At 53.2% G+C, this 23,319-nt stretch carries 20 protein-coding genes and 1 pseudogene; 14 read left to right on the forward strand and 7 right to left on the reverse strand.

All coding sequences use genetic code 11. The annotated features are described in order from the left end of the window. The 3 genes and pseudogenes from A8990_RS30455 to A8990_RS30465 form a co-directional block, all read right to left on the reverse strand. Window positions 1–213 (reverse strand): annotated as a pseudogene (locus tag A8990_RS30455) (IS4 family transposase); the annotation flags it as partial. Between the two features lie 259 nt (window positions 214–472). Beyond that, complete coding sequence (locus A8990_RS30460) at window positions 473–1,309, reverse strand: WYL domain-containing protein (RefSeq protein WP_116192781.1); 837 nt, start codon at window positions 1,307–1,309, stop codon at window positions 473–475. Then, complete coding sequence (locus A8990_RS30465) at window positions 1,296–2,636, reverse strand: helix-turn-helix transcriptional regulator (protein ID WP_116192782.1); 1,341 nt, start codon at window positions 2,634–2,636, stop codon at window positions 1,296–1,298. Before A8990_RS30465 ends, A8990_RS30460 begins: the two co-directional genes overlap by 14 nt. Window positions 2,637–2,802: 166 nt before the next feature. Between A8990_RS30465 and A8990_RS30470 the strand changes: the two genes are divergently transcribed. The 4 genes from A8990_RS30470 (at window position 2,803) to A8990_RS30485 (ending at window position 8,616) form a co-directional block, all read left to right on the forward strand. After that, complete coding sequence (locus tag A8990_RS30470; protein ID WP_116192783.1) at window positions 2,803–3,597, forward strand: nucleotidyltransferase domain-containing protein; 795 nt, start codon at window positions 2,803–2,805, stop codon at window positions 3,595–3,597. Continuing rightward, window positions 3,598–4,824: an RtcB family protein gene (locus A8990_RS30475; protein ID WP_116192784.1), complete on the forward strand. Its 1,227-nt coding sequence runs from the start codon at window positions 3,598–3,600 to the stop codon at window positions 4,822–4,824. Between the two features lie 234 nt (window positions 4,825–5,058). Further along, window positions 5,059–6,177: an N-acetylmuramoyl-L-alanine amidase family protein gene (locus tag A8990_RS30480; protein ID WP_116192785.1), complete on the forward strand. Its 1,119-nt coding sequence runs from the start codon at window positions 5,059–5,061 to the stop codon at window positions 6,175–6,177. 240 nt (window positions 6,178–6,417) lie between these two features. After that, the gene (locus A8990_RS30485; RefSeq protein WP_245996315.1) at window positions 6,418–8,616 is read left to right on the forward strand and encodes an acyltransferase family protein; all 2,199 of its coding nucleotides are present in this window, start codon (window positions 6,418–6,420) and stop codon (window positions 8,614–8,616) included. 151 nt (window positions 8,617–8,767) lie between these two features. Here the strand turns inward: A8990_RS30485 and A8990_RS30490 are convergent, their stop codons facing one another. Both A8990_RS30490 and A8990_RS30495 read right to left on the reverse strand, forming a co-directional pair. Beyond that, window positions 8,768–8,989 carry a hypothetical protein gene (locus A8990_RS30490; RefSeq protein WP_425463947.1) on the reverse strand — a complete coding sequence of 74 codons (222 nt, stop codon included), beginning with the start codon at window positions 8,987–8,989 and terminating at the stop codon, window positions 8,768–8,770. Between the two features lie 98 nt (window positions 8,990–9,087). Continuing rightward, window positions 9,088–10,365, reverse strand: a complete 1,278-nt coding sequence (locus tag A8990_RS30495; protein ID WP_116192787.1) for an MFS transporter — start codon at window positions 10,363–10,365, stop codon at window positions 9,088–9,090. Between the two features lie 405 nt (window positions 10,366–10,770). On the opposite strand from A8990_RS30495, the gene A8990_RS30500 reads away from it, so the two are divergent. The 6 genes from A8990_RS30500 (at window position 10,771) to deoC (ending at window position 17,302) form a co-directional block, all read left to right on the forward strand. Then, on the forward strand, window positions 10,771–11,895 hold the full coding sequence (locus A8990_RS30500) for a BMP family lipoprotein (RefSeq protein ID WP_116192788.1): 1,125 nt from the start codon (window positions 10,771–10,773) through the stop codon (window positions 11,893–11,895). 127 nt (window positions 11,896–12,022) lie between these two features. Then, window positions 12,023–13,546 (forward strand): ABC transporter ATP-binding protein, encoded by a 1,524-nt coding sequence (locus A8990_RS30505; RefSeq protein WP_116192789.1) that lies wholly within the window; start codon window positions 12,023–12,025, stop codon window positions 13,544–13,546. Then, window positions 13,543–14,616, forward strand: a complete 1,074-nt coding sequence (locus A8990_RS30510; RefSeq protein WP_116192790.1) for an ABC transporter permease — start codon at window positions 13,543–13,545, stop codon at window positions 14,614–14,616. Before A8990_RS30505 ends, A8990_RS30510 begins: the two co-directional genes overlap by 4 nt. Window positions 14,617–14,619: 3 nt before the next feature. Next, window positions 14,620–15,576, forward strand: a complete 957-nt coding sequence (locus tag A8990_RS30515; RefSeq protein WP_116192791.1) for an ABC transporter permease — start codon at window positions 14,620–14,622, stop codon at window positions 15,574–15,576. Window positions 15,577–15,641: 65 nt separating this feature from the next. Further along, window positions 15,642–16,634: a DNA-binding transcriptional repressor DeoR gene (locus tag A8990_RS30520; RefSeq protein WP_281272537.1), complete on the forward strand. Its 993-nt coding sequence runs from the start codon at window positions 15,642–15,644 to the stop codon at window positions 16,632–16,634. Next, window positions 16,619–17,302 carry a deoxyribose-phosphate aldolase gene (gene deoC / locus A8990_RS30525; RefSeq protein WP_116192792.1) on the forward strand — a complete coding sequence of 228 codons (684 nt, stop codon included), beginning with the start codon at window positions 16,619–16,621 and terminating at the stop codon, window positions 17,300–17,302. The genes A8990_RS30520 and deoC overlap by 16 nt, the downstream gene beginning before the upstream one ends. Before the next feature lie 79 nt (window positions 17,303–17,381). Here the strand turns inward: deoC and A8990_RS30530 are convergent, their stop codons facing one another. Continuing rightward, the gene (locus A8990_RS30530; protein WP_116192793.1) at window positions 17,382–17,933 is read right to left on the reverse strand and encodes a helix-turn-helix domain-containing protein; all 552 of its coding nucleotides are present in this window, start codon (window positions 17,931–17,933) and stop codon (window positions 17,382–17,384) included. 176 nt (window positions 17,934–18,109) lie between these two features. Between A8990_RS30530 and A8990_RS30535 the strand changes: the two genes are divergently transcribed. Further along, complete coding sequence (locus A8990_RS30535) at window positions 18,110–19,303, forward strand: glycine C-acetyltransferase (protein WP_116192794.1); 1,194 nt, start codon at window positions 18,110–18,112, stop codon at window positions 19,301–19,303. Between the two features lie 33 nt (window positions 19,304–19,336). Beyond that, a complete protein-coding gene (locus A8990_RS30540) occupies window positions 19,337–20,314 on the forward strand; it encodes an NAD-dependent epimerase/dehydratase family protein (protein ID WP_116192795.1) in 978 nt (325 codons plus the stop codon). A gap of 66 nt (window positions 20,315–20,380) precedes the next feature. Here the strand turns inward: A8990_RS30540 and A8990_RS30545 are convergent, their stop codons facing one another. Beyond that, entirely contained in the window at window positions 20,381–20,899 is a 519-nt protein-coding gene (locus tag A8990_RS30545; RefSeq protein WP_116192796.1) for a DinB family protein, read from the reverse strand. A gap of 103 nt (window positions 20,900–21,002) precedes the next feature. Between A8990_RS30545 and queF the strand changes: the two genes are divergently transcribed. Together queF and A8990_RS30555 are read left to right on the forward strand one after the other, a co-directional pair. Beyond that, window positions 21,003–21,506 (forward strand): preQ(1) synthase, encoded by a 504-nt coding sequence (gene queF, locus A8990_RS30550; RefSeq protein ID WP_116192797.1) that lies wholly within the window; start codon window positions 21,003–21,005, stop codon window positions 21,504–21,506. Between the two features lie 20 nt (window positions 21,507–21,526). Then, on the forward strand, window positions 21,527–22,729 hold the full coding sequence (locus tag A8990_RS30555; protein ID WP_116192798.1) for an MFS transporter: 1,203 nt from the start codon (window positions 21,527–21,529) through the stop codon (window positions 22,727–22,729). The last annotated feature ends 590 nt before the right edge of the window (window positions 22,730–23,319 follow it).

Genomic DNA, 23,319 nt, shown 5'->3' on the forward strand with positions numbered 1-23,319 from the left:
CGCTTTGGGCAACCCACAGGCGGCCATTCGCTTTTCTCCGTCCCGATAGCCATCCCACTGTTGAAGGGCAGCTTCAGCTAGAAAGACAAAGAGTTCGTAGACAGTAAACTTTCTCGCTGTATCGACATAATTGGCTTGGTGCAACAAGAGTTGTAGTTCTTCTTTTGGAATGATGGATTGCAGAATAGGCGCTAACATTGTACGATGTTTCATGAGACCGTCTCACCTTTCGTAGAGTTTGTAGGGGTACAAACACTATACAGAATTGAGCGGTCTTTTTGCTACCATTTTTTAGCTAATCAACAGGCGTAGGAAAATCCAATATTGGCAGGCGAATCGGTTATAATTCAGCAAAATGAGTGGATAAATCCAACATAGCCAGCTGCGAGGCTAGTGTAGTCTTCCATACGAACAAAAGAAGGCTTGCGCGCTGCGCTGCAAGCCTTTTTCGCATTCTTCATATGATGGCGAGCTATGTCGCCAGCCCCTCCGAATCCGCATCGAGAACGGCGGCTTCGGCATAGCGGCCAAGCGCTTTCCGCGACGATTCGAGCATCCGCCCCCGCAAGTAGTCGCCTTCCCGGACACGAATCCGCCTGCCGAGGAAGCGAATCTTGCTTAGCACGTACTCCCTCTCATCACTGAGGAAGCTTAGCCGAATCGCATAGACACCCGCATCTTCGTCGTAATCAACGGTCTTCTCGAAGCAGGAGAAAGCATAGAGGATACGCGACAGCTCCCGGTTATAGGTGGGCATCACTTCAATGACCGCCGAATCTTTGCGCTTGCTCAACCGATCATGAATCGAGCTTAGCGCACGCTGCACATGCTGCGGCTCCAAATCCGCCACAACCACGGACACAATCTTCGCAAGCTTCGTGCTCATATAAGCACGCTTCCTCACGTTGTACCAGAGCAAGTACCACTTGCGCTTCACCATCGAATACTCCAGCTTATAAGGAACGCCCACATGAGCATTATATTGGCTGCCATCTCGAATGGAGAACGTAAGCGATAATGCCACGCGTTCTGTGATGTAACGGCTCAAGCTGCGCAATAGCGGATGATAAACCTGCTTCTCCTCGCTGCGGGCTTTCTCGATGAGATGCTCCTTCACAGCGAGCGATACATCCTCGCTCAAGATCGCTTGGAGCTTCTCCAGCGTCTCAGCTGCAAAAGCAGCCTCCGCCGCCGGATGCTGCAGCATCAGCTTCAGCCATGCCCGCTCGTGTGACGTGACCATGAAGGTACCGGAGTCCTCCAAGCGGGAGATGACCTGGTAGTTAAATATTTTCTCAAACGGATTCATAGTAGGACGCAAGCTCCTTCCATTCCTCGATCATCTCGCGCCGCAGCATTGCTGGGGCGAGCACTTCACAGCTGGACCCAAAGCTGCGCAGCCACGGCCGAATCTCCATCGTCCCGTTCACCATAATTTCGTAGATGAAGGCACCGTCTTCCTCCTCTACGATCTGCCCCCACTGTCCTTGCAGCAGCACGCGATCACGTACGAAGTTCGGCTCCGAACCGCCAGGGTGAAAGAATCGCACGCGTACCGTCACTGCGCGGCCGGTGTCGATTAACCAGCTGTGCTTGATGCGCGCTTCCAGCTCGGAGCGCTTCTCCTCGAACAGCTCTTTCGCGACAGCTTCGCCTTCCTCGATCTGCGTCATCCCTTCCAAACGGTACTTCCGAATACCGTCCCGGCTGTTGTTTGCGAGCATATACCAGCGGCCATACTGATGGTCGTAGACGACCTTGATCGGCAGCGCCTGCTCCGTTCTGCCTTCATGCTCGCGCTCGAACAACGGGTTCGTGTTCTTGGAAGCGTAGCTCGTATCCGACTTCGGCGAAAAATAAAGAAACGAAACTTTGCGTCGGTTCTGAATCGCTCCGAGCAGCATGAACAGATGGGCCTCGTCCAGAATGCGAGAATAATAGTGATACTTGTATAGAAACGGCTCTCCGGCATCGGACACGCCGCCGACGCCACTAACACAGCCACTGCCGCTGCTTCGCTTCAAATGATCTCTCAGCAGATAGCCCTGCACCGACGGCACCTGTGTATTCGCCATCACATCGACGAAGTTCATCAGATCGCGAAGCTCTTCGTCGGTCAGCTGGCGAACGAGATCGTCCTGCATCCGGTAGCGATACGGACGCGGACCCGGCACTCGCTTGATGACGCCGACCTCCTCGAGGTAGCGCAGGTCGGAGCGGATTGTTTTCTCATCCGGGAATAGCGCGCGATCCGCGGCGTCCGGCGCATTGCAGCAGACGCCCAGCAGCTCCAGCGCAGTCTGCGGTTTCTCATGCAGAGCCGCCAGAAGCAGCGCGAGCCTCAGGCTCTCCGATTCCTTGAGCGACTTGGCGCGGAACAGGAAGAGCAGCAGCGGGTCGGCCGAGTCGTAATAATTGAGACGGAGTGCACCCGCGAATTTCTTATTCGGCTCCTCAGGAGACTGGTTCCCGTTCCCGGAAGCGGACGCGATTTCCTTCAGCTTGCGGATGGTCTTGTCAAAGGTATGTACAGAGATGCCTAGCCGCTTGGCGAACTGCTGCCGGTTATAGGCGCCGCTCGTGAGGACGAGCATCCGCAGAAACTGAATCTCTTTATCAAAGCTTTCTCGAGCCAAGCTGGTCCCTCCTCCGGCGCATGATGCGCTACTGGTACTATTTTAGCAGGGGAGGCTTGGAACGAGAATGGGAATTTTATGGGGTCGTCATACTTTCGCCATGTTCGCGAGCAGTGAAATCGGAGACAATAAGGGCAACTTAAGAGGAAGAAGGAGGCGACGGCATATGACCGTATATACGCGAGAACAAATTGTAGAGCAGCTAAGAGGGATCGAACGCGAGGAAAATGTCCGTATCGTCTATGCATGTGAATCCGGCAGCCGGGCATGGGGATTTCCGTCCAAAGACAGCGACTACGACGTGCGTTTCATCTATGTGCGCCCAGTAGAATGGTACCTGTCCATATTCGAGAAGCGCGACGTCATCGAGCGTCCAATCAGCAGCATGCTAGATATGAGTGGCTGGGACATTGGCAAAGCGCTGCAACTTTTTCGCAAGTCGAACCCGCCTTTGCTTGAATGGCTGCAATCACCAATTCCGTATTTGGAAGAGACGACGATTGCGAAGCAGATACGGGGGCTGGCGAAGGAAGCTTTTTCACCGAGATCATGTCTCTATCACTACTTGCATATGGCGAGGGGCAACTATCGCGTTTATTTGCAAGGAGATCAGGTGAAGATGAAGAAATATTTTTACGTGCTGCGTCCGATACTTGCTTGCAAGTGGATCGAGCGGGAGAATACGATGCCGAGGGTGGAATTTCAGACGTTAGTGGAAGCGATGCTGCCTGAGGGCAGTGAGCTTACGAACACGATCAACCAACTGCTAAAGCGCAAAATGGCCGGGGATGAACTGGATTACGAGCCGCGTCTCGCTATATTGAACGAATATCTAGAGCAGCAGATTGTCTACTTCGAGAAGGCAGCGCCAGCGGTAGAAGCTGCGGATGCGCTCGCTGAAGAAAGACTCAATCAGTTATTTCGCGCCGCTATTGCGGAAGCGTGGGGAAGAGGGATATAGATGGCTTATGCAACAATCGAAGGCGTACGCGTGTGGGGAACGCCTGATGAAAGTGCGGTTTCGCAGGCGCGGACTTGCGCGGAAACCGGCAATGTGGTGCAGACACTGCTCATGGCGGATCATCACAAAGGGTACAGTCAGCCTATCGGGGGCGTAGTCGTCTATGACGGCCAAATCTCGCCATCCGGCGTCGGCTATGACATTGGCTGCGGGAATAAGGCGGTTCGGACGAACCTGATGGCAAGCGAGGTCAAGCCGAAATTGGCCTTCATTATGGATACGATCGCGCAGCGAATCTCGTTCGGCGTCGGTCGTGTGAATGATGTGCAGGTCGATCACGAGCTGTTCGACGATCCGGATTGGGCGGTGTACAAGGCGGTCGGCAAGCAGGAGCATGATAAGCTGTTCGCTCTGGCTCGGACGCAGCTCGGGACTGTGGGAAGCGGGAACCATTTTGTTGATTTGTTCGAGGAGCAGGCGACTGGGCGGCTGTGGGTGGCGAACCACTTCGGAAGCCGCGGATTTGGGCATAAGACGGCGAGCGGCTTCTTGAATCTTGCCGCGAACCGGGACTTTCTGGGCAACGCGCCAGGGGAGAAAATGGATCAGCCGCCAACGCTGTTCAACATCGACAGCGAGCTTGGCGATATGTACTACCGTGCGATGCGGCTTGCAGGACGATATGCGTATGCCGGCCGCGATTATGTGATGAGTCAAGTGCTGTCCATTCTCGGCGCTGAGTCGGATATGGAAGTGCACAATCACCATAACTATGCGTGGAAAGAGAAGCACCTTGGCAAAGACACGATCGTCGTCCGCAAAGGAGCGACGCCTTCCGCGCCGGGGCAGCTTGGATTTATTGGCGGCAGCATGGGCGATATCTCGGTCATTGTGCGGGGCAAAGATTCGGCAGAGAACCGCGATGCGTGCTACAGCACGGTGCACGGAGCGGGTCGCGTCATGAGCCGGACGGCAGCCGCGGGCAAAATGAACTGGAAAACGCGCAAACGCAGCGGCGGCTTGATTACTCCGAACCAGATGAAGGAGGCAGTCGAAGCGTTCGGCGTCGAGCTTCGCGGGGCAGGCACGGACGAGAGCCCGTTCGTCTACCGTAAACTGCAGGATGTGCTTGATGCGCATCGGGAAACGATCGACGTGCTTCATGTGTTGAAGCCAATCGGAGTATGTATGGCTGGCGCGGATGAATTCGATCCATATAAAGATTAATCGGTGGTATATATGGATAACTATGGTATATAACAATAGATCGGTGGACGCTTGTATAACAGGCTTTGATCTGTTGTCGAATTGCGTCGACTAGGGAGTTTGATACAGAACAGTTTGGTTCTCGATTGGAAACATCCATCGTGGGTACTATTTTAGGCAAAAAAGAGGATGTTGCTTTCTACCAGCTGCTGATATAATGGAGTCTACCTTTTCTATCCATCGGAAGGAGATTCTATGCGCAAACTCATCAGTCTCGCTATTATTATGATCCTAGTTGTCGGTGCGCTGGGCATGACCATGGCAGCAGCCAATTCCAAGTTCCCTTACCAGGCCAAGGTCAATACGACCGCGATGAACGTCCGAAGCGAGCCGTCTCTTCAAGCTTCTGTCGTTGGCCAGCTGAAATCCGGTGACATCGTCACCGTAACGGATGAAGAAAGTGACGGCTGGGTTCAGATTAAGAAAAATAAATTAACCGGCTGGGCGGCCGGCTACTTGCTTCGTAAGCTAGACAGCTCGGGCAAGCCGTCAAACGCAGCGGTTGAGTCGCCGCCGAGCAGCGGCAAAGTCAGCACAAGTCCGGGCTCGACAGCGACCGTTCTGACGGAATCGCTTCGCATTCGCTCCGGTCCGGGCACCTCCTACAAGGTGGTCGGCTCGCTCGCTCAGGGGGAGCAGATAACGGTTAGCGGCAGTCAAGGCGACTGGCTGAAGATCAAGACGGTAGCGAAGCTCGCAGGCTGGGTTTCCAAGCAGTACGTCGGCAAAGGCGCGCCGGGATCGGTAGTGTCCTCCGGCTCCAGCTCCGGCAAAGGGCTGCGAGGCAAGCTCATCGTGGTCGACGCGGGCCATGGCGGCGAAGACCCGGGCATGATCGGCACGACGTACGATACGCAGGAGAAGACGCTGACGCTCAGCACGGCGAACTATCTGAAGCAGGAGCTCCTTCGTCTTGGCGCACGCGTCATTATGACACGTACCACTGACGTGAAGCCGGAGCTGTCGGAACGCGTTCGGATTAGCGAATCGGCGCACGCGGATGCTTTTATAAGCATTCATTACAATTCGTCGGAGAAGAAGTCGAGCGGTATACTGACGTTCTTCTATTCGGAGAAGAAGGACCGTCCGCTTGCGCAGGCAGTGGAAGCGGAGCTGGATAACGGCATCGGACTTCGCAGCTATGGGGTTTCGTTCGGGGACCTGTACGTGCTGCGCGAGAACAGCACGGTTGCGACGCTCGTAGAGCTCGGCTTCTTGTCGAATCCGAAGGACGAATCGCTCGTCCGCGGCTCTTCCTATCAGAAGAAGGCGGCTGCGGCGATTGCGAGAGGGATTGCGGATTATTTTGGATGATTATTTCGGATAAATCATGATTATGGAGACTGTCAGGCTTTGCGCTTGGCAGTCTCTTTTTTATGCGGATTGGTACGATTTACTAGCGGAAATTTACTAGTTTGCAACCGAAATGTAACTGTTCTGTAACGACATAACCTAGCAGCCGTTTTATAATGAGTCATGCAAGGTTACATATGTGAGAGTTTGTTACAGCAAGAGGGAAAACTTTCCCTAAGTAATGGAAGGAGAAGGAAGAAAGTGCCAAAACCTTTAGGGAACAGTGGACGCTATATGCCCGGATTGGATGGATTGCGAGCGATCGCTGTCTTTGCGGTCATCGCTTATCATCTTAATATATCGTGGGTGCCAGGCGGACTGCTAGGCGTTGGCATGTTTTTTGTCCTCTCCGGTTATTTGATCACGGACATTCTATTAAAACAACATAGCCGAGGCAACAAGCTGGCACTCGGCGATTTCTGGATCCGGCGCGCTCGCAGGCTGCTGCCCGCGATGATCATCATGCTGGGACTCGTGTCGATATGGCTAGGGACGACCGATCCGCAGCGGCTCCATAGTTTGCGAGGTGAGATAGGCGCGGCGCTGCTCTATATGAGCAATTGGCGGCTTATCTATCACCAAGTCTCGTATTTCGAGAGCTTTGGCCCGCCTTCGCCGTTCGGTCACTTATGGTCGCTCGCGGTTGAAGAACAGTTCTATCTCGTCTGGCCGCTGCTGCTCGCGCTGCTCGTGAAGTTCGTTCCGCGCCGCGGCACGCTCGCGCTTGTCATTCTCGCCGGCGCAGCGGTGTCCGCCCTCGCAATGGCGTACATCTATGTGCCGCAGCTCGATCCAAGCCGTGTCTACTACGGCACGGATACGCGGTCTTTCGCGCTGCTGATCGGCGCAGCGCTCGCAGCCGTGTGGCCAAGCTGGAAGCTGGCCGACTTGATCGCTTCCGCAAGAGCGGTTAAGGCGCTCGATACGATAGGCGCTGTTGGATTCGCCGTGATCGTGGCGATGATTGCGCTCATCGGCGAGTATGATGCGTTCCTCTATCGCGGCGGCATGGTCGTCCTCTCGTTCGCAACGGCAGCTGTTGTCGCTGCACTGGCACATCCGGACAGCAGGCTCGCCCGGGTCATCGGCTGCAAGCCGCTGCAATGGTTCGGTGCCCGTTCGTACGGCATCTATCTGTACCATTTTCCGGTTATTGCGCTCTCCACGCCGGCAGCGGAGGTGGATCTGTTCAACCCGGTGCGTGCTCTGCTGCAAGTGCTGGCATCGATTGCACTAGCGGAGCTGTCCTGGCGGTTCGTGGAGGAACCGATTCGCCGAGGTGCGATTGGGAAGCTGGCGAGGCTGGTGAAGCAGCCGTTGGTAGGTAGAAAACCGAACCGAAAGGTCATGCTCGCATCGGTGTGTGTGCTCGCCGTCGTCAGCGTATCCTGCTCGGGACAGAACAATATCGTGCTTGGCGATTCCGTTAAATCGAAGATTATTAATTTAGGCGTTAGAGGCGGCGACGCTTTCCATGATATCGGAGAAGCAGTGGCCGATGGAGGTTCGGCGGCTGTCGATTTGCCAAGTACGCCTTCGGAAGGTGTGTCCGGTTCGTCGTCCGAGCAGCATGACACGGATCAGTCTGACGTGCCAGCAGTGGATGGTGACAAACAGCCGGATATGAATTCCGACGATGCTGGCGCTGGAGTTGCTGATGGAGGCACGGGTTCGAGTGCAGATGCGGATGCTGGTGCTGATGCTGGTGCTGATGCTGGTGTAGGTAAGTCTGATGATGCCGACGCAGGGTCATCGCATGGTACAGATCAGCAGCAGCAAAGTTCGGGGCAGACACCGGCGGGCCAAGGTCAGACAACTGGCGGTTCCTGCGGTCAGCCAGGTAAGACTGCGCCTCCACCGGGGGGCAAGCCGGATCAATCCGTGGATTCACCTCCGAATAAGCCGCACATAACAATCCCGCCGGATGAGACGGTCACGCTCATTGGCGACTCGATTAGTTTAGATGCGAAGCCGTATCTCGAGAAGCTCGTGAACGGGATTGTTGTTGAAGGCAAGGTCGGCCGTCAATTCACCGAGGCTGACGAAGTGGTGGAAGAGCTGAAGCGGTCGAAGCAGCTCGGCCATACGGTCGTCATCGAGCTAGGCACGAACGGATCGTTCACAACGAAGCAGCTCGATACGCTGCTTGCAGCAATCGGCGACGAACGGCGCGTTGTATTCGTCAATACACGTGTGCCGCGCAAGTGGCAGGATGTCGTGAACGGCTTGCTCAGCGAGACGGTCAGCACTAACCCGAAATTAACGCTTGTCGACTGGTATTCCGCAAGCGCTGGTCATGATGACTTCTTCGGCAAGGACGGCGTCCATCTGAAGAAGCGCGGCGCTGAATTTTTCGCAAATTTGATTGTTCAGGAAGTTGGCCAGGCTTTATCCGAATAGAGATTGAAATAGAAGTATCCAATAGAAGTATCCAATAGAAGTATCCAATAAAGTATCCCAATAGAAGTGTCTCAAAAGAAGGAAGTCCCTGCTCTCACGCATCGTCAAGATGCGTAAGGCAGGGACTTTTTACTGCGGCATACTCCTCGCATCAGCAAGCGGGATAAGCCAATATATCGTTAATCTGACTGAATGGATAATGGAAAGTGGCGAACTGGGAAGCGTACATGTATTGCATGACGTACACTTCGCCGCCTTCGACGCGGCATAAGATGCCTGAAACGCCGGTGCCGTTCTTCAAGGAGATGCCGACGGGGCGGCCCATTAGATAGAGCGCCTTCTGCTGCAGCGGCATTTGGCCTGGCATAAACATACTGTTCTCTTCCTCCTCTCCGGGATAAGAGCCTGGTGCTGTGCTGCAATCAGTGTATGTTCATGCGGGCGCTATGCCATCCGCAGCTGCCTACTCCATCAAGAACTTATCTCTCCCGCTGCGGGACTGACGGTATTCTTCGCATCTGCCCGGACATTCATATAGAGGAAGCCAGAGGCGATCAGTACACCGCCAGTAACATACCAGGTGACGGAGATCGATGCGTTCTGGGCGATGAAGCCGTGAACGAATGAGCCGATCAAGCCGCCGAGCTGCAGGAACAGAGACGAAAGCGACTGCATCGTCGAACGGTTGCTTTCATCGAGCTGCTCATTGAACAGCGTCGCGTCCGGTGAGCTTGCCATCCCATTGGTCATGAACAGGACGAAGTAGAAGACGGTGAAGCCAACAACAGTGCTCTGAGCAGCCAATATGAGAAAAAGAATGCCGAGCAGCACGCGGACGGCAAGCAGAAGCGTGCGGAACGGAATGTTCAGCCAGCGCGCTACCGGTCCGATGAACAAGCCGCCGATAGAAGCCGAGATGAAATAGCCCGCGGTGAGCAATCCGTAAACCCAAGTCGCAGAATCCGTGACAAGCAAGTCCTTCACCTGCGGCTGCCAATACGTCTCTAAGCCGGAGAAGGCGAAGCCCCATGCGAATGTCGTGAGGAGCAGCATGAAGACAGCGACTTGCTTAATGCCGTAGCGAACAGAATCCGATACGAGCTGCGGCAGCTGGCGGAAGCCGTCCGTCATTCTCGCAGAGCGGGAAGTATGGACCTTCTCTATGACAAGCTTTGCAGTGAGTACATATTGCACGGCGATAATAATTGCCATGGCAATGAAGTTAATGGAGTAGATGCCTGCGCCGAAATGCGAGGTGTAGCTTCCGAGTACATCGGGCAATGCACCGCCGGCAAGCGCGCTAAGTCCCATCGCAAGCGGGATATAGATGTTCGCTTTGGCCAGCTTGCTGTTTAAGTCGCCCCCAGGCTCAAGCCGGTTGAACTCATCGACGAACCAAGCGTCAATCGAACCGGAAGACAGCGCTCTTGCTGCGCCGAACAGCACATAGCCGAGCAAGAGTGTGACCAGATTCCACGAGATCATAACAAGCAGTACGGCGCCGAGCAGGAAGAGCAGGGAGAGTAGATACACGCGTTTGCGGCCCAGAGCATCCGACAAACCGCCGGTTGGCAGCTCGAGCAGCAGCACGGCAGCGGAGGATACAGCAAAGATAAGGCCGATCTCCTGCAGATTGTTTCCTTTTTCAAGCATGAATAGACTGGATACGGGTAAAATGAGGCCGATGATAAACCAATGCAGCGACTGATTGATAATGTAAACAAGCAACAACCTGGATACGGATTTCATTTTTGTGAAGGTGACCTCGCTTTCCCGAAAGATAACATAAGTCTACCTTCCCATTGTGAAAGCGACAAGGTGGAGTATAGACATAGACAAGCTTAATTAATCCGATTAAAATAAAATAGGCATGATTTACCAGTGTATGCTAACGGAAGTTGCCGAAATTTCTCGAAAAAAAGCTGGAAGAAATGATGCATTCTGGGAATGCTAACAAGAGCCTTATATAAGTGTGACAAAAGTGTTAGAAAAGTTGACACAAAGAGGCAGAAAGTCGCGGCGGAATTAGCAAAACATTATTTACAAATCGATTAATTCACCGTATATTTGATACTGGACAAACAAATGATAAATTCGGTTTTTTACAATTGTTCAATTTAGGGGTTCAAGTACAAAAAAATGAGGAGTGGGATCATGAAGAAGACACTAGGTACAATCGCAATGTGCTTGCTCGCGGTTACACTGGTCGCTGGTTGCGGAAGCAAGAACAGCAACAACGCAGGTAACAATGCAGGCACGAACGCAGGCACGAACGAACCGGCGAAAGCATCCTTTAAGGCGGGTATGGTTACAGACTCTGGTACAATTGACGACAAGTCCTTTAACCAAGGCACTTGGGAAGGTCTGGAGCAAGCAACGAAGGATCTTGGCGTTGAGAGCAAGTACCTGAAGCCATCCGGTACAACTGAAGCCGACTACCTCAAAGAAATCGGCAACCTGTACGATGCAGGCTACAAAATGATCGTCGTTCCAGGCTTCAAATTCGAGACAGCGATCTACGCTGCACAAGATAAATATAAAGACGCTAAATTCGTCCTGATCGATGGTTCCCCGCACACTGCAGACGACCCAACGGCTAAAGTGGGCACGAACACCGTATCGATCTTCTTCGCAGAGCACCAATCCGGCTTCATCGCTGGCGTAGCAACGGCGCTTCAATTGAAAGAAGGCGAAGCAGGCTTCATCGGCGGCATGGAAATTCCACCGGTTCAGAAGTACAACTGGGGCTTCCAACAAGGCGTGAAATACGCGAACGAGAACCTCGGCACGAAAGTTACAATCAAGCCTGAGAACGTTGTATACCAAGGCAGCTTCGATAACGTAGCAGCAGGCGGCCAGCTGGCAGCTGCAATGTACGACCGTGGCGTTAAAGTTATCTTCGCAGCAGCGGGCGGCGTTGGCGTAGGTGCGATCAACGAAGCGAAAACTCGCGCTGGCGCAGGTAAAGAAGTATGGATCGTCGGCGTAGACGGCGACCAATTCAAAGACGGCGTATACAAAGACGACAAGTCGATCATCCTTACATCCGCAATGAAGAAAGTTAACGCTGCTTCATTCGACATGGTTAAAGCAGAGCAAGAAGGCAAGTTCCCAGGCGGCCAAACATTGACATTCGATATCAAGAATGACGGCGTTGGTATCCCGACAACAAACCCTAACCTGAGCGACGACACTGTTTCGAAGGTGAATGAAATCGTAGGCAAGCTGAAAAGCGGCGAAATCGATGTGAAAGCTGAGAAGGGCGACCTGATCAAGTAATTATTATCGAAAGAGCTTAGCGAGCAGCTTTTATAAATCCAAGAAGAGACGGGACGCTCCGTCTCTTTTTGGTTAGTCACTGATGAATAGCCCCTAACGATTATTTTGTTAAAGGAGCCGCAGGCGTATGGAATTTGTAGTAGAGATGTTGAACATCCGCAAGGAGTTTCCCGGAGTCGTCGCGAACGACGACATTACGCTTCAGCTGCGTAAAGGTGAAATTCATGCGCTGCTTGGGGAGAACGGCGCCGGCAAATCGACGCTGATGAGCATCTTGTTCGGCATGTACCAGCCAGACCGCGGAACGATCAAAGTGCGCGGCGAGCAGGTGAAGATCGCGAACCCGAACGTTGCGAATAAGCTCGGCATCGGCATGGTCCATCAGCATTTTAAACTGGTCAGCAATTTTACCGTTACGGAAAATATCATTCTCGGTAATGAGCTTAAACGAGGCCTTGCCCTGAACATTAAAGGCGCTGCCCGTCGGATTGAGGAGCTTTCCAAACGCTATGGCCTCAATGTAGATCCATATGCGAAGATTGAGGATATTTCGGTCGGCATGCAGCAGCGTGTCGAGATTTTGAAGATGCTGTACCGCGACGCGGAAGTGCTTATTCTTGACGAGCCTTCAGCTGTGCTAACCCCGCAAGAGATCGACGAGTTGATAAAGATTATGAAGGGTCTCGTCGCCGAGGGGAAGTCGGTTATTGTAATCACGCATAAGCTGAAGGAAATTAAAGCAGCTGCGGACCGCTGTACCGTTATCCGCCGCGGTAAAACGATCGGGACGGTAGACGTAGCGACAACTAGTGAGCTGCAGATGGCTGAGATGATGGTCGGCCGCAGCGTTACATTTAAAGTGGAGAAGAAACCGAGTCAGCCAGGCGATGTCATCCTGAAGCTGGAAGGACTTACGGTTAATAATAATAAGAACGTGCCAGGGCTGAAGGACTTTAATCTGGAAGTCCGTGCCGGCGAAATTGTCGGTATTGCGGGCGTTGAGGGCAACGGGCAATCCGAGCTGGTGGAAGCGATTACAGGCTTGCGCAAATCCGAGGCAGGCCGGATCATTCTGAACGGTCAGGAAATTACAAGTCATTCGATCCGCAATCGGATTAACAACGGGGTTGCGCATATTCCGGAGGATCGGCAGAAGCGCGGACTCGTCCTCGATTATACGCTGGAAGAGAACATGATTCTGCAGGTGTATAAGCGCGAACCGTTCTCGAAGCGAGGCATTCTCAATAAAGGAGCTATCCGCAAATATGCGAGCGGCATCCTGGAGAGCTTCGATGTTCGGTCCGGACGCGGTCCTGTATCGGTATCGCGTTCCCTGTCGGGCGGTAACCAGCAGAAAGCAATCATCGGCCGCGAGATCGAGCTTGATCCGAGCTTGTTGATTGCCGTGCAGCCAACTCGCGGACTTGACGTTGGTTCGATCGAGTACATTCATAAACGGCTTATCGGTCATCGCGATCGGGGTAAAGCTGTATTGCTCATCTCGCTCGAGCTGGATGAGGTTATTAATGTATCAGACCGCATTGCCGTCGTTAATAACGGCGAGCTGATCGGTATCGTTAACGCGGCGGAGACGAATGAGAACGAGATCGGACTCATGATGGCCGGCGTTGGAAAAGGGGGAGACCAATGAGGAACTTCATAATTTCCCTGAGTGCAGTGGTGTTCGGCCTTATCGGCGGCGCCATTCTAATGGCGGTAACGGGACATGATCCGATGGAAGGGTATCGCTTCCTGTTCCAGGGCGGACTGAAGAACATTAGCCGGTTCGGCGACACGCTTGCAACAGGAACACCGCTTATCTTCACGGGTCTCTCGGTGGCATTCGCCTTCCGGACGGGACTATTCAATATCGGCGCAGCCGGTCAAATGCTGTTCGGCGGCTTCTGCGCTTCGATCATCGGCCTTAAGCTTGATGCGTCCGGCGCGGTGCTTATCCCGCTCATGATCATCGCAGCGATTCTAGGCGGCGCAGTATGGGCATTCATTCCGGGCTTGCTTAAAGCAAGATTTAATGTACATGAAGTGGTATCGACGATCATGATGAACTGGATCGCGTATTGGACGATTTACTACGCGGTACCCGCTTATCTGAAGGCGGAGTCCGTGGAGACCGAGTCCCGCGCGCTTCCGGACAAAGCAACCTTGAAGGCGGCTTGGCTGTCGGACATGTTCGGCGGTTCCTATGTGAACATGGGCTTGTTCCTCGCGGTGATCGTCGTCATTATCATCGCGTTTATCATCAATAAAACGACGCTTGGCTATGAGCTGAAAGCGGTTGGTTTCAACCGTCACTCCGCAGAATATGCGGGTATCGGCGTTAACCGCAGCATTATCCTGTCGATGCTGATATCTGGCGCGCTTGCTGGATTAGCCGGATTGGCGCAATATGCGGGCAACGGCAACAACATCCAGATCGGCGTGCTGGCGACGCAGGGCTACGACGGGATCGCGGTAGCGCTGCTTGGTGCCAATTCGCCGATAGGCGTGCTCGTCTCTGCGCTGTTCTTCGGCCTCTTGTACTCCGGCCGCGGCTTCATGAACGCGATGACGGATATTCCGCCGGAAATTGCGGATTCCATTATTGCGATCATCATCTACTTCGCGGCGACTAGCGTGCTGATGAACCGCGTCATTACTTGGTTCCTCGGACGCAGACGTGCGAATGCGGGCAGTGCTGTAAGCGGAAAGGGGAAGGTATAGCGTATGTGGACGACGATAGAGCAAATTTTCCCGTATGCGATCAAATTCACTATTCCTTTGCTGATTGTCGCGCTTGGCGGCTTGTTCAGTGAAAGAAGCGGTATCGTCAATATCGGACTGGAAGGGTTAATGGTTATCGGCTCTTTCGCATCAGCATTTACGATTTACAAGTTGGAAACGGCTTGGCCGGGCCACACGTTAACTTCAATCTATATTGGTATACTCGTAGCGACTGCTGCAGGGCTTGTCTTTTCACTGCTCCATGCCTTCGCGAGTATACATCTCAATGCGAATCAAGTCATAAGCGGTACGGCGATCAACATGATCGCAGGTGCCTTGACGGTCTTCTTGTCTCGCAACATAACAGGCAGCGGCAACATTCGTATGACGAATCCGCTACCGCCTTTTGATGTATGGGGATTGCACAAAATTCCGGTGCTTGGTCCACTTATCTTTACGAATACGTATTGGACGACGTGGGTTATTCTCCTGATTGTGCTGTTTAGCTCGCTTCTGCTTCGGAAGACGGCCTTCGGCCTTCGCCTTCGTGCTTGCGGTGAATATCCGCAGGCAGCCGAGGCGGCAGGGGTTAATGTTCGCAAAATGCGTTACATCGGCGTGCTCATCTCCGGCGCATTCGCCGGGCTTGGCGGAGCGATTCACCTCGTTACGATTGCCGGTGAATTCAACGGTACCGTATCGGGTCTGGGATTCTTGGCGCTCGCTGCGCTGATCTTTGGACAATGGCGCCCGATTGGTATTCTCGGGGCGACGCTGTTCTTCGGTTTCGCGAGCACGATTGCAAACGTCTCGCAAGTTATTCCGGCGCTTACAGAGTTTCCGCCAATTCTGCTTAAGGTGTTCCCATATGCGATCACGCTGATCGCGCTCGTCGTCTTCTCGAAGACGTCGCAGGCACCGAAGGCGGCGGGTGAGGTATTCGATTCCGGCAAGCGTTAATGGGGTAAGAAAGGTAAGGAAACTTGGCTTCACTTTTCACACGGATTACTGGGGAGGGAGAGCCAGTGCTTGAAGAGCGTTCAGAGGATAAACGGGGAAAAATGCTAGATGCGGTTCGGATGTACTTTCAGCTGGATTACAGTCAGCAGGAAATCGCCAAGAAGCTGGGCGTATCCCGTCCGACCGTAAGCCGTTTCATCCAACAAGCCAAAGAAGAAGGCTATGTCATCATTAGCATCGTCGACCCGCTGGAGAACAACGATCTTCTTGCCGGTCAAATCGAACGAAAGTTTGGCCTGAAGAAGGTTGTCATCGTCAATGTTCCGCATTACGACGATACGGTCGTCAAGAAGTACCTCGGCGTCGCAGGCGCCAAGTATCTGGACAAGATTGTGAAGGATGGCGACGTCATCGCTGCGACGTGGGGTACGACGCTGTATGAGGTAGCGCTCAATCTGCCGGATAAACATGTCCGCGACGTCAAGGTCGTGCAGTTGAACGGCGGCGTCAGCCATTCGGAGACGAATACGTATGCGAGCGAGATCATTACGCTGTTCGGCAAAGCGTTCCATACGGCGCCGTACTTCCTGCCGCTGCCTGCGATCTTCGATCACGCCGTCGTGAAGAAGACAATTGAGACCGACCGGCATATCAACAATATATTGGAGCTTGGGAAGAAGGCCAATATCGCGGTTGTGACGGTGGGAACGCCGACGGAAGATTCCGTGCTGATCCGAGCGAATTACTTCAACGAAGATGAGCTGAAGATGATCTTTCAGAAGGGGGCGGGCGATATTTGCTCGCGTTACTTCAATATCGAAGGCGTCATCTGCTCGCAGGAGCTGGATCAGCGGACGATCGGCATTTCGCTGAAGGATCTGAAACAGAAAGAACAGTCGATTCTGATCGCCGGCGGCATTCGCAAGGTAGACGGTATCTATGGCGCGCTTCGAGGACAATATACGAATGTGCTTATCACGGACCAGTTTACGGCAAAATATTTAATGGAACGCAATCACGTAGATAGAGAGAAGGATTCAGGATGGGTAAACATCTAGAGGGAGCAGCGTTGGCTGCATATTTTGACCATACTTTATTGAAGCCGGATGCATCTTACGAGCAAATCGTGAAGCTGTGCATCGAAGCAAGAGAGCATAAATTCGCAACGGTCTGCGTGAATCCGTACTGGGTGTCTGAAGCGGCTTCTCAGCTGGCAGGCTCGGGTGTCGGCATTACGACAGTTATCAGTTTCCCGCTGGGAGCGTCCACTTCGGCTATCAAAATCGCGGAGACGAAGGATGCGATTGAGAATGGCGCAACGGAGATCGATATGGTGCTTAACGTAGGCGCACTGAAATCCGGACGTCTTGATGAAGTGGAGAAGGATGTTCGCGGCGTAGTGGAAGCTTGTATAGGCCGTGCGAAGTCGAAGGTGATCCTGGAGGTTGGCTTGCTGACTGACGAGGAGAAGGTAACGGCAAGCGAGATTTGCAAGCGCGCAGGCGCCGATTTCGTGAAGACGTCGACAGGCTTCGGCCCAGGCGGTGCAACTGTGCATGACATCGCGCTTATGCGTAAGACGGTCGGCCCGGATATGGGCGTTAAAGCGTCCGGGGGCGTACGTGATCTGGAAGCGGTGCAGAACTTGATCGAAGCAGGCGCGACACGCATCGGTGCAAGCGCGAGCGTGACGATTGTCGGCGGCGGCAAAGGCGAAGGCTACTAAGACGCACAAAAGCGGCGGAGCAGTTGGAATGAAGTTGGTTCCCTTGCTCCGCCGCTTTATTTTTGGGCATGCAATTGTGTTAGGGGTAATAAATGATGACGTCGTAACGGACGATGTCATCGCCTGTGTTGCGATATAAGTGCGGCTGGTCTGCCACGTAACGGACCGCATTGCCCGTGTCGACCGTATAGGACGTGCTCTGAATTTCGATAATAAGACTACCGGAGGAGACGAGGATATATTCTTCTACGCCCGGGCTATGCGCCTCGGATTCGTGAACGCAGCCGGCGTCCATCTCAACGGAATAGACCTCGAACTTCTTGGTCGGGTCGAATGGAAACATCGGATAGACGCGATAGTGTCCGTCCGACTCGAGCATAGGCTCCATCTCATCGCGTACGATGACTGCAACCTCAGACGGCGGCTCTTCAATGAGCGTCGTGAAGGAAAGACGCAGACCGTTCGCGATCTTCCATATGATCGAGATTGTGGGACTTGTCTCGCCGCGCTCGATTTGGCCGAGCATCGCTTTGCTGACGGCGGTCATCTCAGCCACTTTATCGAGGCTTAATCCTCTCGTTTGACGAATCGCCTTCAAATTTCGTCCCAGCTTAATGTGGATCTGTTCCATACTCTTACTATTCCTCCTGCAGTACACTTCTATTTCACTTATTGTAGCCGAAACCGGCCCCGATGTCGAAAAATAAATGTGCGCTATAGCATACAAAATTATTGTACGCTATAACATACGTATGTATAATATAAAGTAATTGAAGCTGACGTTATAGAGAAAAGGGGAATGCACGCATGTCCAGTCCATCATTGCTTACTTATTTGCGAAATAATCTTGAAGAGCTGAAACAGAAAGGCTTGTACAACGAAATTCAAGTTCTTCAAGGCGGCAACGGTCCGACGATTCGAATTGGAGACCGAGAGCTTATTAACCTCTCTTCTAATAACTATCTTGGCCTTGCCGGCGACGAGCGCCTTATTCGCGCGGCTGAGCAAGCGCTTCACAAATACGGTGTCGGTGCCGGCGCAGTTCGTACCATTAACGGCACGATGGATCTCCATGAGGAGCTCGAATCGAAGCTTGCGAAGTTCAAGCAGACGGAAGCCGCTATTGCGTACCAGTCCGGCTTTAACTGCAATATGGCCGCTATATCGGCCGTTATGGAAGCTGGGGACGCGATTCTGTCCGATGAGCTGAACCATGCATCGATTATTGATGGCTGCCGTCTGACGAAGGCGAAGGTTATCCGCTATAAGCATTCGGATATGGCGGATTTGGAGCTGCAAGCGAAGACAGCGCGCGAGTCCGGCCAATATAACAAAATCATGGTCATCACGGACGGCGTGTTCTCGATGGACGGAGACATTGCGAAGCTTCCCGAGATCGTCGAGATCGCTGAGCGCTACGACCTCATTACGTATGTCGATGATGCGCATGGATCCGGTGTTCTTGGCAAAGGAGCAGGTACGGTTAAACATTTCGGCTTGTCGGATAAGATTGATTTTCAGATCGGAACGTTGTCCAAAGCGATTGGCGTCGTTGGCGGGTACGTGGCCGGGCGCCGCGAGCTGATTGATTGGCTGAAAGTAAGAAGCCGTCCGTTCCTGTTCTCGACGGCAACGCCGCCGGCTATCGTGGCTGCATGTATCGCTGCGCTTGATATCTTGACGAACAGCACGGATTTGCAAGAGAAGCTGTGGAACAACGCGGCGTATTTACGAAATGGGCTCACGCAGCTAGGGTTCCAAACCGGTCATACAGAAACACCGATTATACCGTGTATCATCGGGGACGAAGTGCTGACGCAGCGGTTCAGCAAGGAGCTGTTCGAGGCAGGCGTGTACGCGAAGGCAATTGTGTTCCCGACCGTTCCGAAAGGCACTGGCCGCATCCGTAACATGCCGACGGCGGCTCACACGACGGAGATGCTTGATCAGGCTTTGGCGACCTATGAGCGCGTGAAGAAGCAAATCGGCGCAGGCGTGTAAAGGCAGATTCTCGATTATCGGAGGCGATTACGGATGAACACCATCTTAGTTACAGGCTCTTCGGGCCAAATCGGCAGCGAACTGGTCGCTGCGCTTCGTTCGCGCTATGGGGCGCACAATGTTATCGCAACGGATATTCGTCCAAGTGCGACGGTCAGACTCGATGGTCCGTTCGAGGTTCTCGATGTGAATGACTTGCAGGCGTTCCATGCGATTGCGAGAAAATATAAAGTCGACACGATCATCCACTTGGCAGCGCTCCTATCTGCAACGGCTGAGGCGAATCCATTGTTCGCGTGGAACCTCAACATGGGCGGACTTCTTAATGCGCTTGAGGTGGCGAAGGAGCTGAAGTGCCAGTTCTTCACGCCAAGCTCGATCGGCGTATTCGGTCCGGATTCGCCGAAGGATGAGACGCCTCAGGTGACCGTGCAGCGACCGATTACCATGTACGGCATCAATAAGGTTGCCGGCGAACTGCTGTGCGACTATTACTACCGGAAGTACGGCGTTGATACGCGCGGCCTGCGTTTTCCCGGCTTGATCTCGTATTTGACTCCACCGGGGGGCGGCACAACGGATTACGCGGTGTCGATGTTCTTCGAGGCGGTTCGCTGCGGCGAGTACACCTCCTACATCAACAAGGGCACATTCATGGATATGATGTATATGCCGGATGCGATCGATTCGATTATTCAGCTGATGGAGGCCGATCCGGCGAAGCTGATTAACCGCAATGCCTACAATGTGTCGGCGATGAGCTTCGATCCTGAGATGCTTGCCGCTGAAATTCGCAAGCTGCTGCCCGAGTTTAAGCTGACGTACGAGATCGATCCGGTGCGGGAGCAAATCGCGCAGAGCTGGCCGAACTCGCTGGATATCTCGGCTGCCCAGCAGGAATGGGGCTTTAATCCGCGCTACCGGCTTGCGCAGATGGCGTATGACATGCTGATCCAGATCGCTTCGCGGACGCTCGAGAGCAGCAAAGAGGGCGTTATGAAGGTGTCTTAAACAGAAAGGTTCCTTTGCCTGAAGAGAGGCAGAGGAACCTTTTTTATGCGTGCTAACTATGTGTGCTTACTGATTAAGGTAGCGTTCTCGTACGATGTTGATATGATGCATTTCGTGGCCTGTAATCACATGCGCGAGCGCGCGAGCGGAAATTTCCGTGTTGCTCGCAATGCCTCTGCGCAAGTAGGCTTCCGGCGTTAAGCCTTTCAACAGCGCGATCGTTGAGGCGCGAACAGCTTCGTATTGCTCGAGCAGCTCGCTGATGGAGTTGTCATCGAATGATGCGCCTGCAACAAATTCATTTTCGTCAAATCCAGGCAACGGCGTCTTGTCACCGCGGGCAATGCGCAGCAGGCGGTAGCTCATAATGCGCTCCGTATCTGTAATATGGCCGAGCACTTCCTTGAGGCTCCATTTGCCAGGTGCATAACGGTGCAGTGCTTGCTCTTCGCTGAGCGAGGAGAATAGCGCCGTCGTCGTAGTGCGATTCTCGGCCAGCAAGTCAAGCAAATTGCCTTCTTGCACAAGATTGATGTAGGTTCCGAAGTGGCCTCCGTACTCGTCTTGGGAAGGTCTGTTGAACATGGGATCCATCTCCTTTAGGTTGAATTTACACCGCCATAAGGTGTAAGCTACTAGAACAAGAGTAACCCCTAATGCAATGTAATGACAAGGAGTGTTGTACAAAATGTCAGGAAGATCGAAGGAAGAGTTACAAGAAGGCGGCGTCAGCCACTTGGGCAACCAAGGGACGCAGTATTTGTTCAACTATAGCCCGGAAGTGTTGGAGTCGTTTGATAACAAACACGTTGGCCGAGATTATTTTGTGAAATTCAACTGTCCGGAGTTTACGAGCTTGTGCCCGATTACGGGTCAGCCGGATTTTGCGACCATCTATATCTCTTACATTCCCGATGTGAAAATGGTCGAGAGCAAGTCGCTCAAGCTGTACTTGTTCAGCTTCCGCAATCATGGCGATTTCCATGAGGACTGCATGAACATCATTATGAACGACCTGATCGCCCTGATGAACCCGCGCTACATTGAAGTGTGGGGTAAATTTACGCCGCGCGGCGGCATCTCGATCGATCCGTACACGAACTGGGGCCGTCCAGGCACGAAGTTTGAGGAAATGGCACATTACCGACTGATGAATCACGATCTCTATCCCGAAAAAGTAGATAATAGGTAAAAGTCAGGACGTGGCTGCGAATGAAATTTTCATGGGAACGGAACTTGGTTGTACTGTGGACCGGGGTTTTCTTCTGCAGCATGGCGTACTCGATCTCGATCCCTTTTTTGCCGATCTTCTTGAATACGGAGCTCGGCGTAGAGCATCATCTTGAAGCTTGGTCCGGAATCGCCTTCGGGATTACATTCTTGGCGAGTGCGCTCATCTCCCCTTATTGGGGATCGCTCGCAGACAAATACGGGCGCAAGCCGATGCTTATCAGATCCGGCTTCAGCCTTGCCGTGCTGTATTTGCTCAATTATTTTGTACAAGACCCGTACTGGTTTCTCGTTATTCGTATTTTTCAAGGATTGCTCGCGGGCTTCGTGCCCGCATCGATCGCGCTTGTCGCGACGAATACACCGGAAGAGAAGACTGGATATGCGCTTGGCGTCATGTCCACGGCAGGTGCGACAGGGAGCATTCTCGGACCGCTTGTGGGCGGCGTTGTAAGCCATTATTTCAGCAACCGCGAAGCATTCCTCTTCTCGAGCTTCATCGTGCTGATTGCAGCGCTCATCGCCACCTTCTTCGCGAAGGAGCAGAACTTCAATCGAGGGGCGGTCCGATCGCATGTCATGGATGACCTGCGGCATGCGCTCGCCAATCGGTCGTTCGCGGTCATGCTGCTTATGGCTGGGATTAGCACGTTCTCCATTATGATCCTCGAGCCGCTCATTACGGTCTATGTGCTGAAGATGGGCGTTCCAAAGGATACGGCTTCGCTCAGCTCCGGCATCGTCTTCTCGGCCGTCGGCATCGCAACCGTCATTATGGCGCCGCGCTGGGGCAAATGGGGCCGCACGATGGGCTACGAGAAGGTGCTTATCATCGGTCTTATCGGCAGCGGGATCGGGAATATGCTGCAAATCTTCATACCGAATTATATTGGCTTCGGCATTTTGCGTTTCGGTTATGGTCTGTTCTTCGCAGCGGTTAATCCGTCGATTAATGCCATGATTGTGAGGACGACGGAGCCTGAGTTCAGAGGGCGGGCGTTCAGTCTCAATCAATCCGCCTCGCAGCTAGCAACGATGGCGGGTCCGATCATTGGCGGATTTCTCGGCGGATTGATGCCGATCCGCTGGATATTCATCATTAATGGGTGCATGCTGCTGTTTGCTGCGTTCATGTTCCGCTTCAAGATTCAGCATCGGGCTGCGGCGGTATCTCGCTCGAGTTAACGTGCTGCAAGCATAGAAATTAATAGACCACCTCGCTTGGACAGCGGGGTGGTCTGCTTTTTTGCGCTAACGGTTGTCACGGCGCTTTTGTGACTAATTTTGCTCCGAAATCATGCGATTTCATTCAAATAAGCTCTCTTGTAACCGTTAGAAATTCAGAAGGGACAAAAAGCTGCCAATAAGCGCTGTGTCGACGGTTGCAGCTTAGAAGTTACATCTCACTTCGTTAAGACCATCTCGCGGTATGCGAGGTGGTCTTTTGTGCGCTTGGCAGCGCAATCGACTAAGGAGTGAAAGTCTCTAGCACACCGCGAGGTGGCGGAAGTGCATAGCTGACGCATAGTGCTTTGTCCGCGAGGAGAGGTGCGGAGGATGCGAAGGCAAAACCCGGAACAGGCGGCATACCAAGTTGGCTGACAGAGCCGGATAACCCTGCAAAAGAAGGGGAGGTCCAATACCACCAGTGGCTCTGGAAGTTAGGAGGACTGGTTTCGGGGGAAAGTCGGTTGACGTGACCCAAGGAGATCTCATCGTCTCCGCTAAGAAGCGGTAACCCTTGTTCGAAACCGTGACGGTTAAGGCGAGGTTAT

Source organism: Paenibacillus taihuensis (genome assembly GCF_003386535.1).
Lineage (GTDB): Bacteria > Bacillota > Bacilli > Paenibacillales > Paenibacillaceae > Paenibacillus_Z > Paenibacillus_Z taihuensis.

What these genes read in the sequence shown, in the direction of transcription:
- A8990_RS30555 (WP_116192798.1), top strand. Translation starts at nt 21,527, where the DNA reads ATGAAATTTTCATGGGAACGGAACTTGGTTGTACTGTGGACCGGGGTT.
- A8990_RS30475 (WP_116192784.1), top strand. Translation starts at nt 3,598, where the DNA reads ATGGCTTATGCAACAATCGAAGGCGTACGCGTGTGGGGAACGCCTGAT.
- A8990_RS30495 (WP_116192787.1), bottom strand. Translation starts at nt 10,365, where the DNA reads ATGAAATCCGTATCCAGGTTGTTGCTTGTTTACATTATCAATCAGTCG.
- deoC (WP_116192792.1), top strand. Translation starts at nt 16,619, where the DNA reads ATGGGTAAACATCTAGAGGGAGCAGCGTTGGCTGCATATTTTGACCAT.
- A8990_RS30470 (WP_116192783.1), top strand. Translation starts at nt 2,803, where the DNA reads ATGACCGTATATACGCGAGAACAAATTGTAGAGCAGCTAAGAGGGATC.
- A8990_RS30460 (WP_116192781.1), bottom strand. Translation starts at nt 1,309, where the DNA reads ATGAATCCGTTTGAGAAAATATTTAACTACCAGGTCATCTCCCGCTTG.
- A8990_RS30490 (WP_425463947.1), bottom strand. Translation starts at nt 8,989, where the DNA reads ATGTTTATGCCAGGCCAAATGCCGCTGCAGCAGAAGGCGCTCTATCTA.
- A8990_RS30480 (WP_116192785.1), top strand. Translation starts at nt 5,059, where the DNA reads ATGCGCAAACTCATCAGTCTCGCTATTATTATGATCCTAGTTGTCGGT.
- queF (WP_116192797.1), top strand. Translation starts at nt 21,003, where the DNA reads ATGTCAGGAAGATCGAAGGAAGAGTTACAAGAAGGCGGCGTCAGCCAC.
- A8990_RS30505 (WP_116192789.1), top strand. Translation starts at nt 12,023, where the DNA reads ATGGAATTTGTAGTAGAGATGTTGAACATCCGCAAGGAGTTTCCCGGA.
- A8990_RS30545 (WP_116192796.1), bottom strand. Translation starts at nt 20,899, where the DNA reads ATGTTCAACAGACCTTCCCAAGACGAGTACGGAGGCCACTTCGGAACC.
- A8990_RS30540 (WP_116192795.1), top strand. Translation starts at nt 19,337, where the DNA reads ATGAACACCATCTTAGTTACAGGCTCTTCGGGCCAAATCGGCAGCGAA.
- A8990_RS30530 (WP_116192793.1), bottom strand. Translation starts at nt 17,933, where the DNA reads ATGGAACAGATCCACATTAAGCTGGGACGAAATTTGAAGGCGATTCGT.
- A8990_RS30515 (WP_116192791.1), top strand. Translation starts at nt 14,620, where the DNA reads ATGTGGACGACGATAGAGCAAATTTTCCCGTATGCGATCAAATTCACT.
- A8990_RS30510 (WP_116192790.1), top strand. Translation starts at nt 13,543, where the DNA reads ATGAGGAACTTCATAATTTCCCTGAGTGCAGTGGTGTTCGGCCTTATC.
- A8990_RS30500 (WP_116192788.1), top strand. Translation starts at nt 10,771, where the DNA reads ATGAAGAAGACACTAGGTACAATCGCAATGTGCTTGCTCGCGGTTACA.
- A8990_RS30535 (WP_116192794.1), top strand. Translation starts at nt 18,110, where the DNA reads ATGTCCAGTCCATCATTGCTTACTTATTTGCGAAATAATCTTGAAGAG.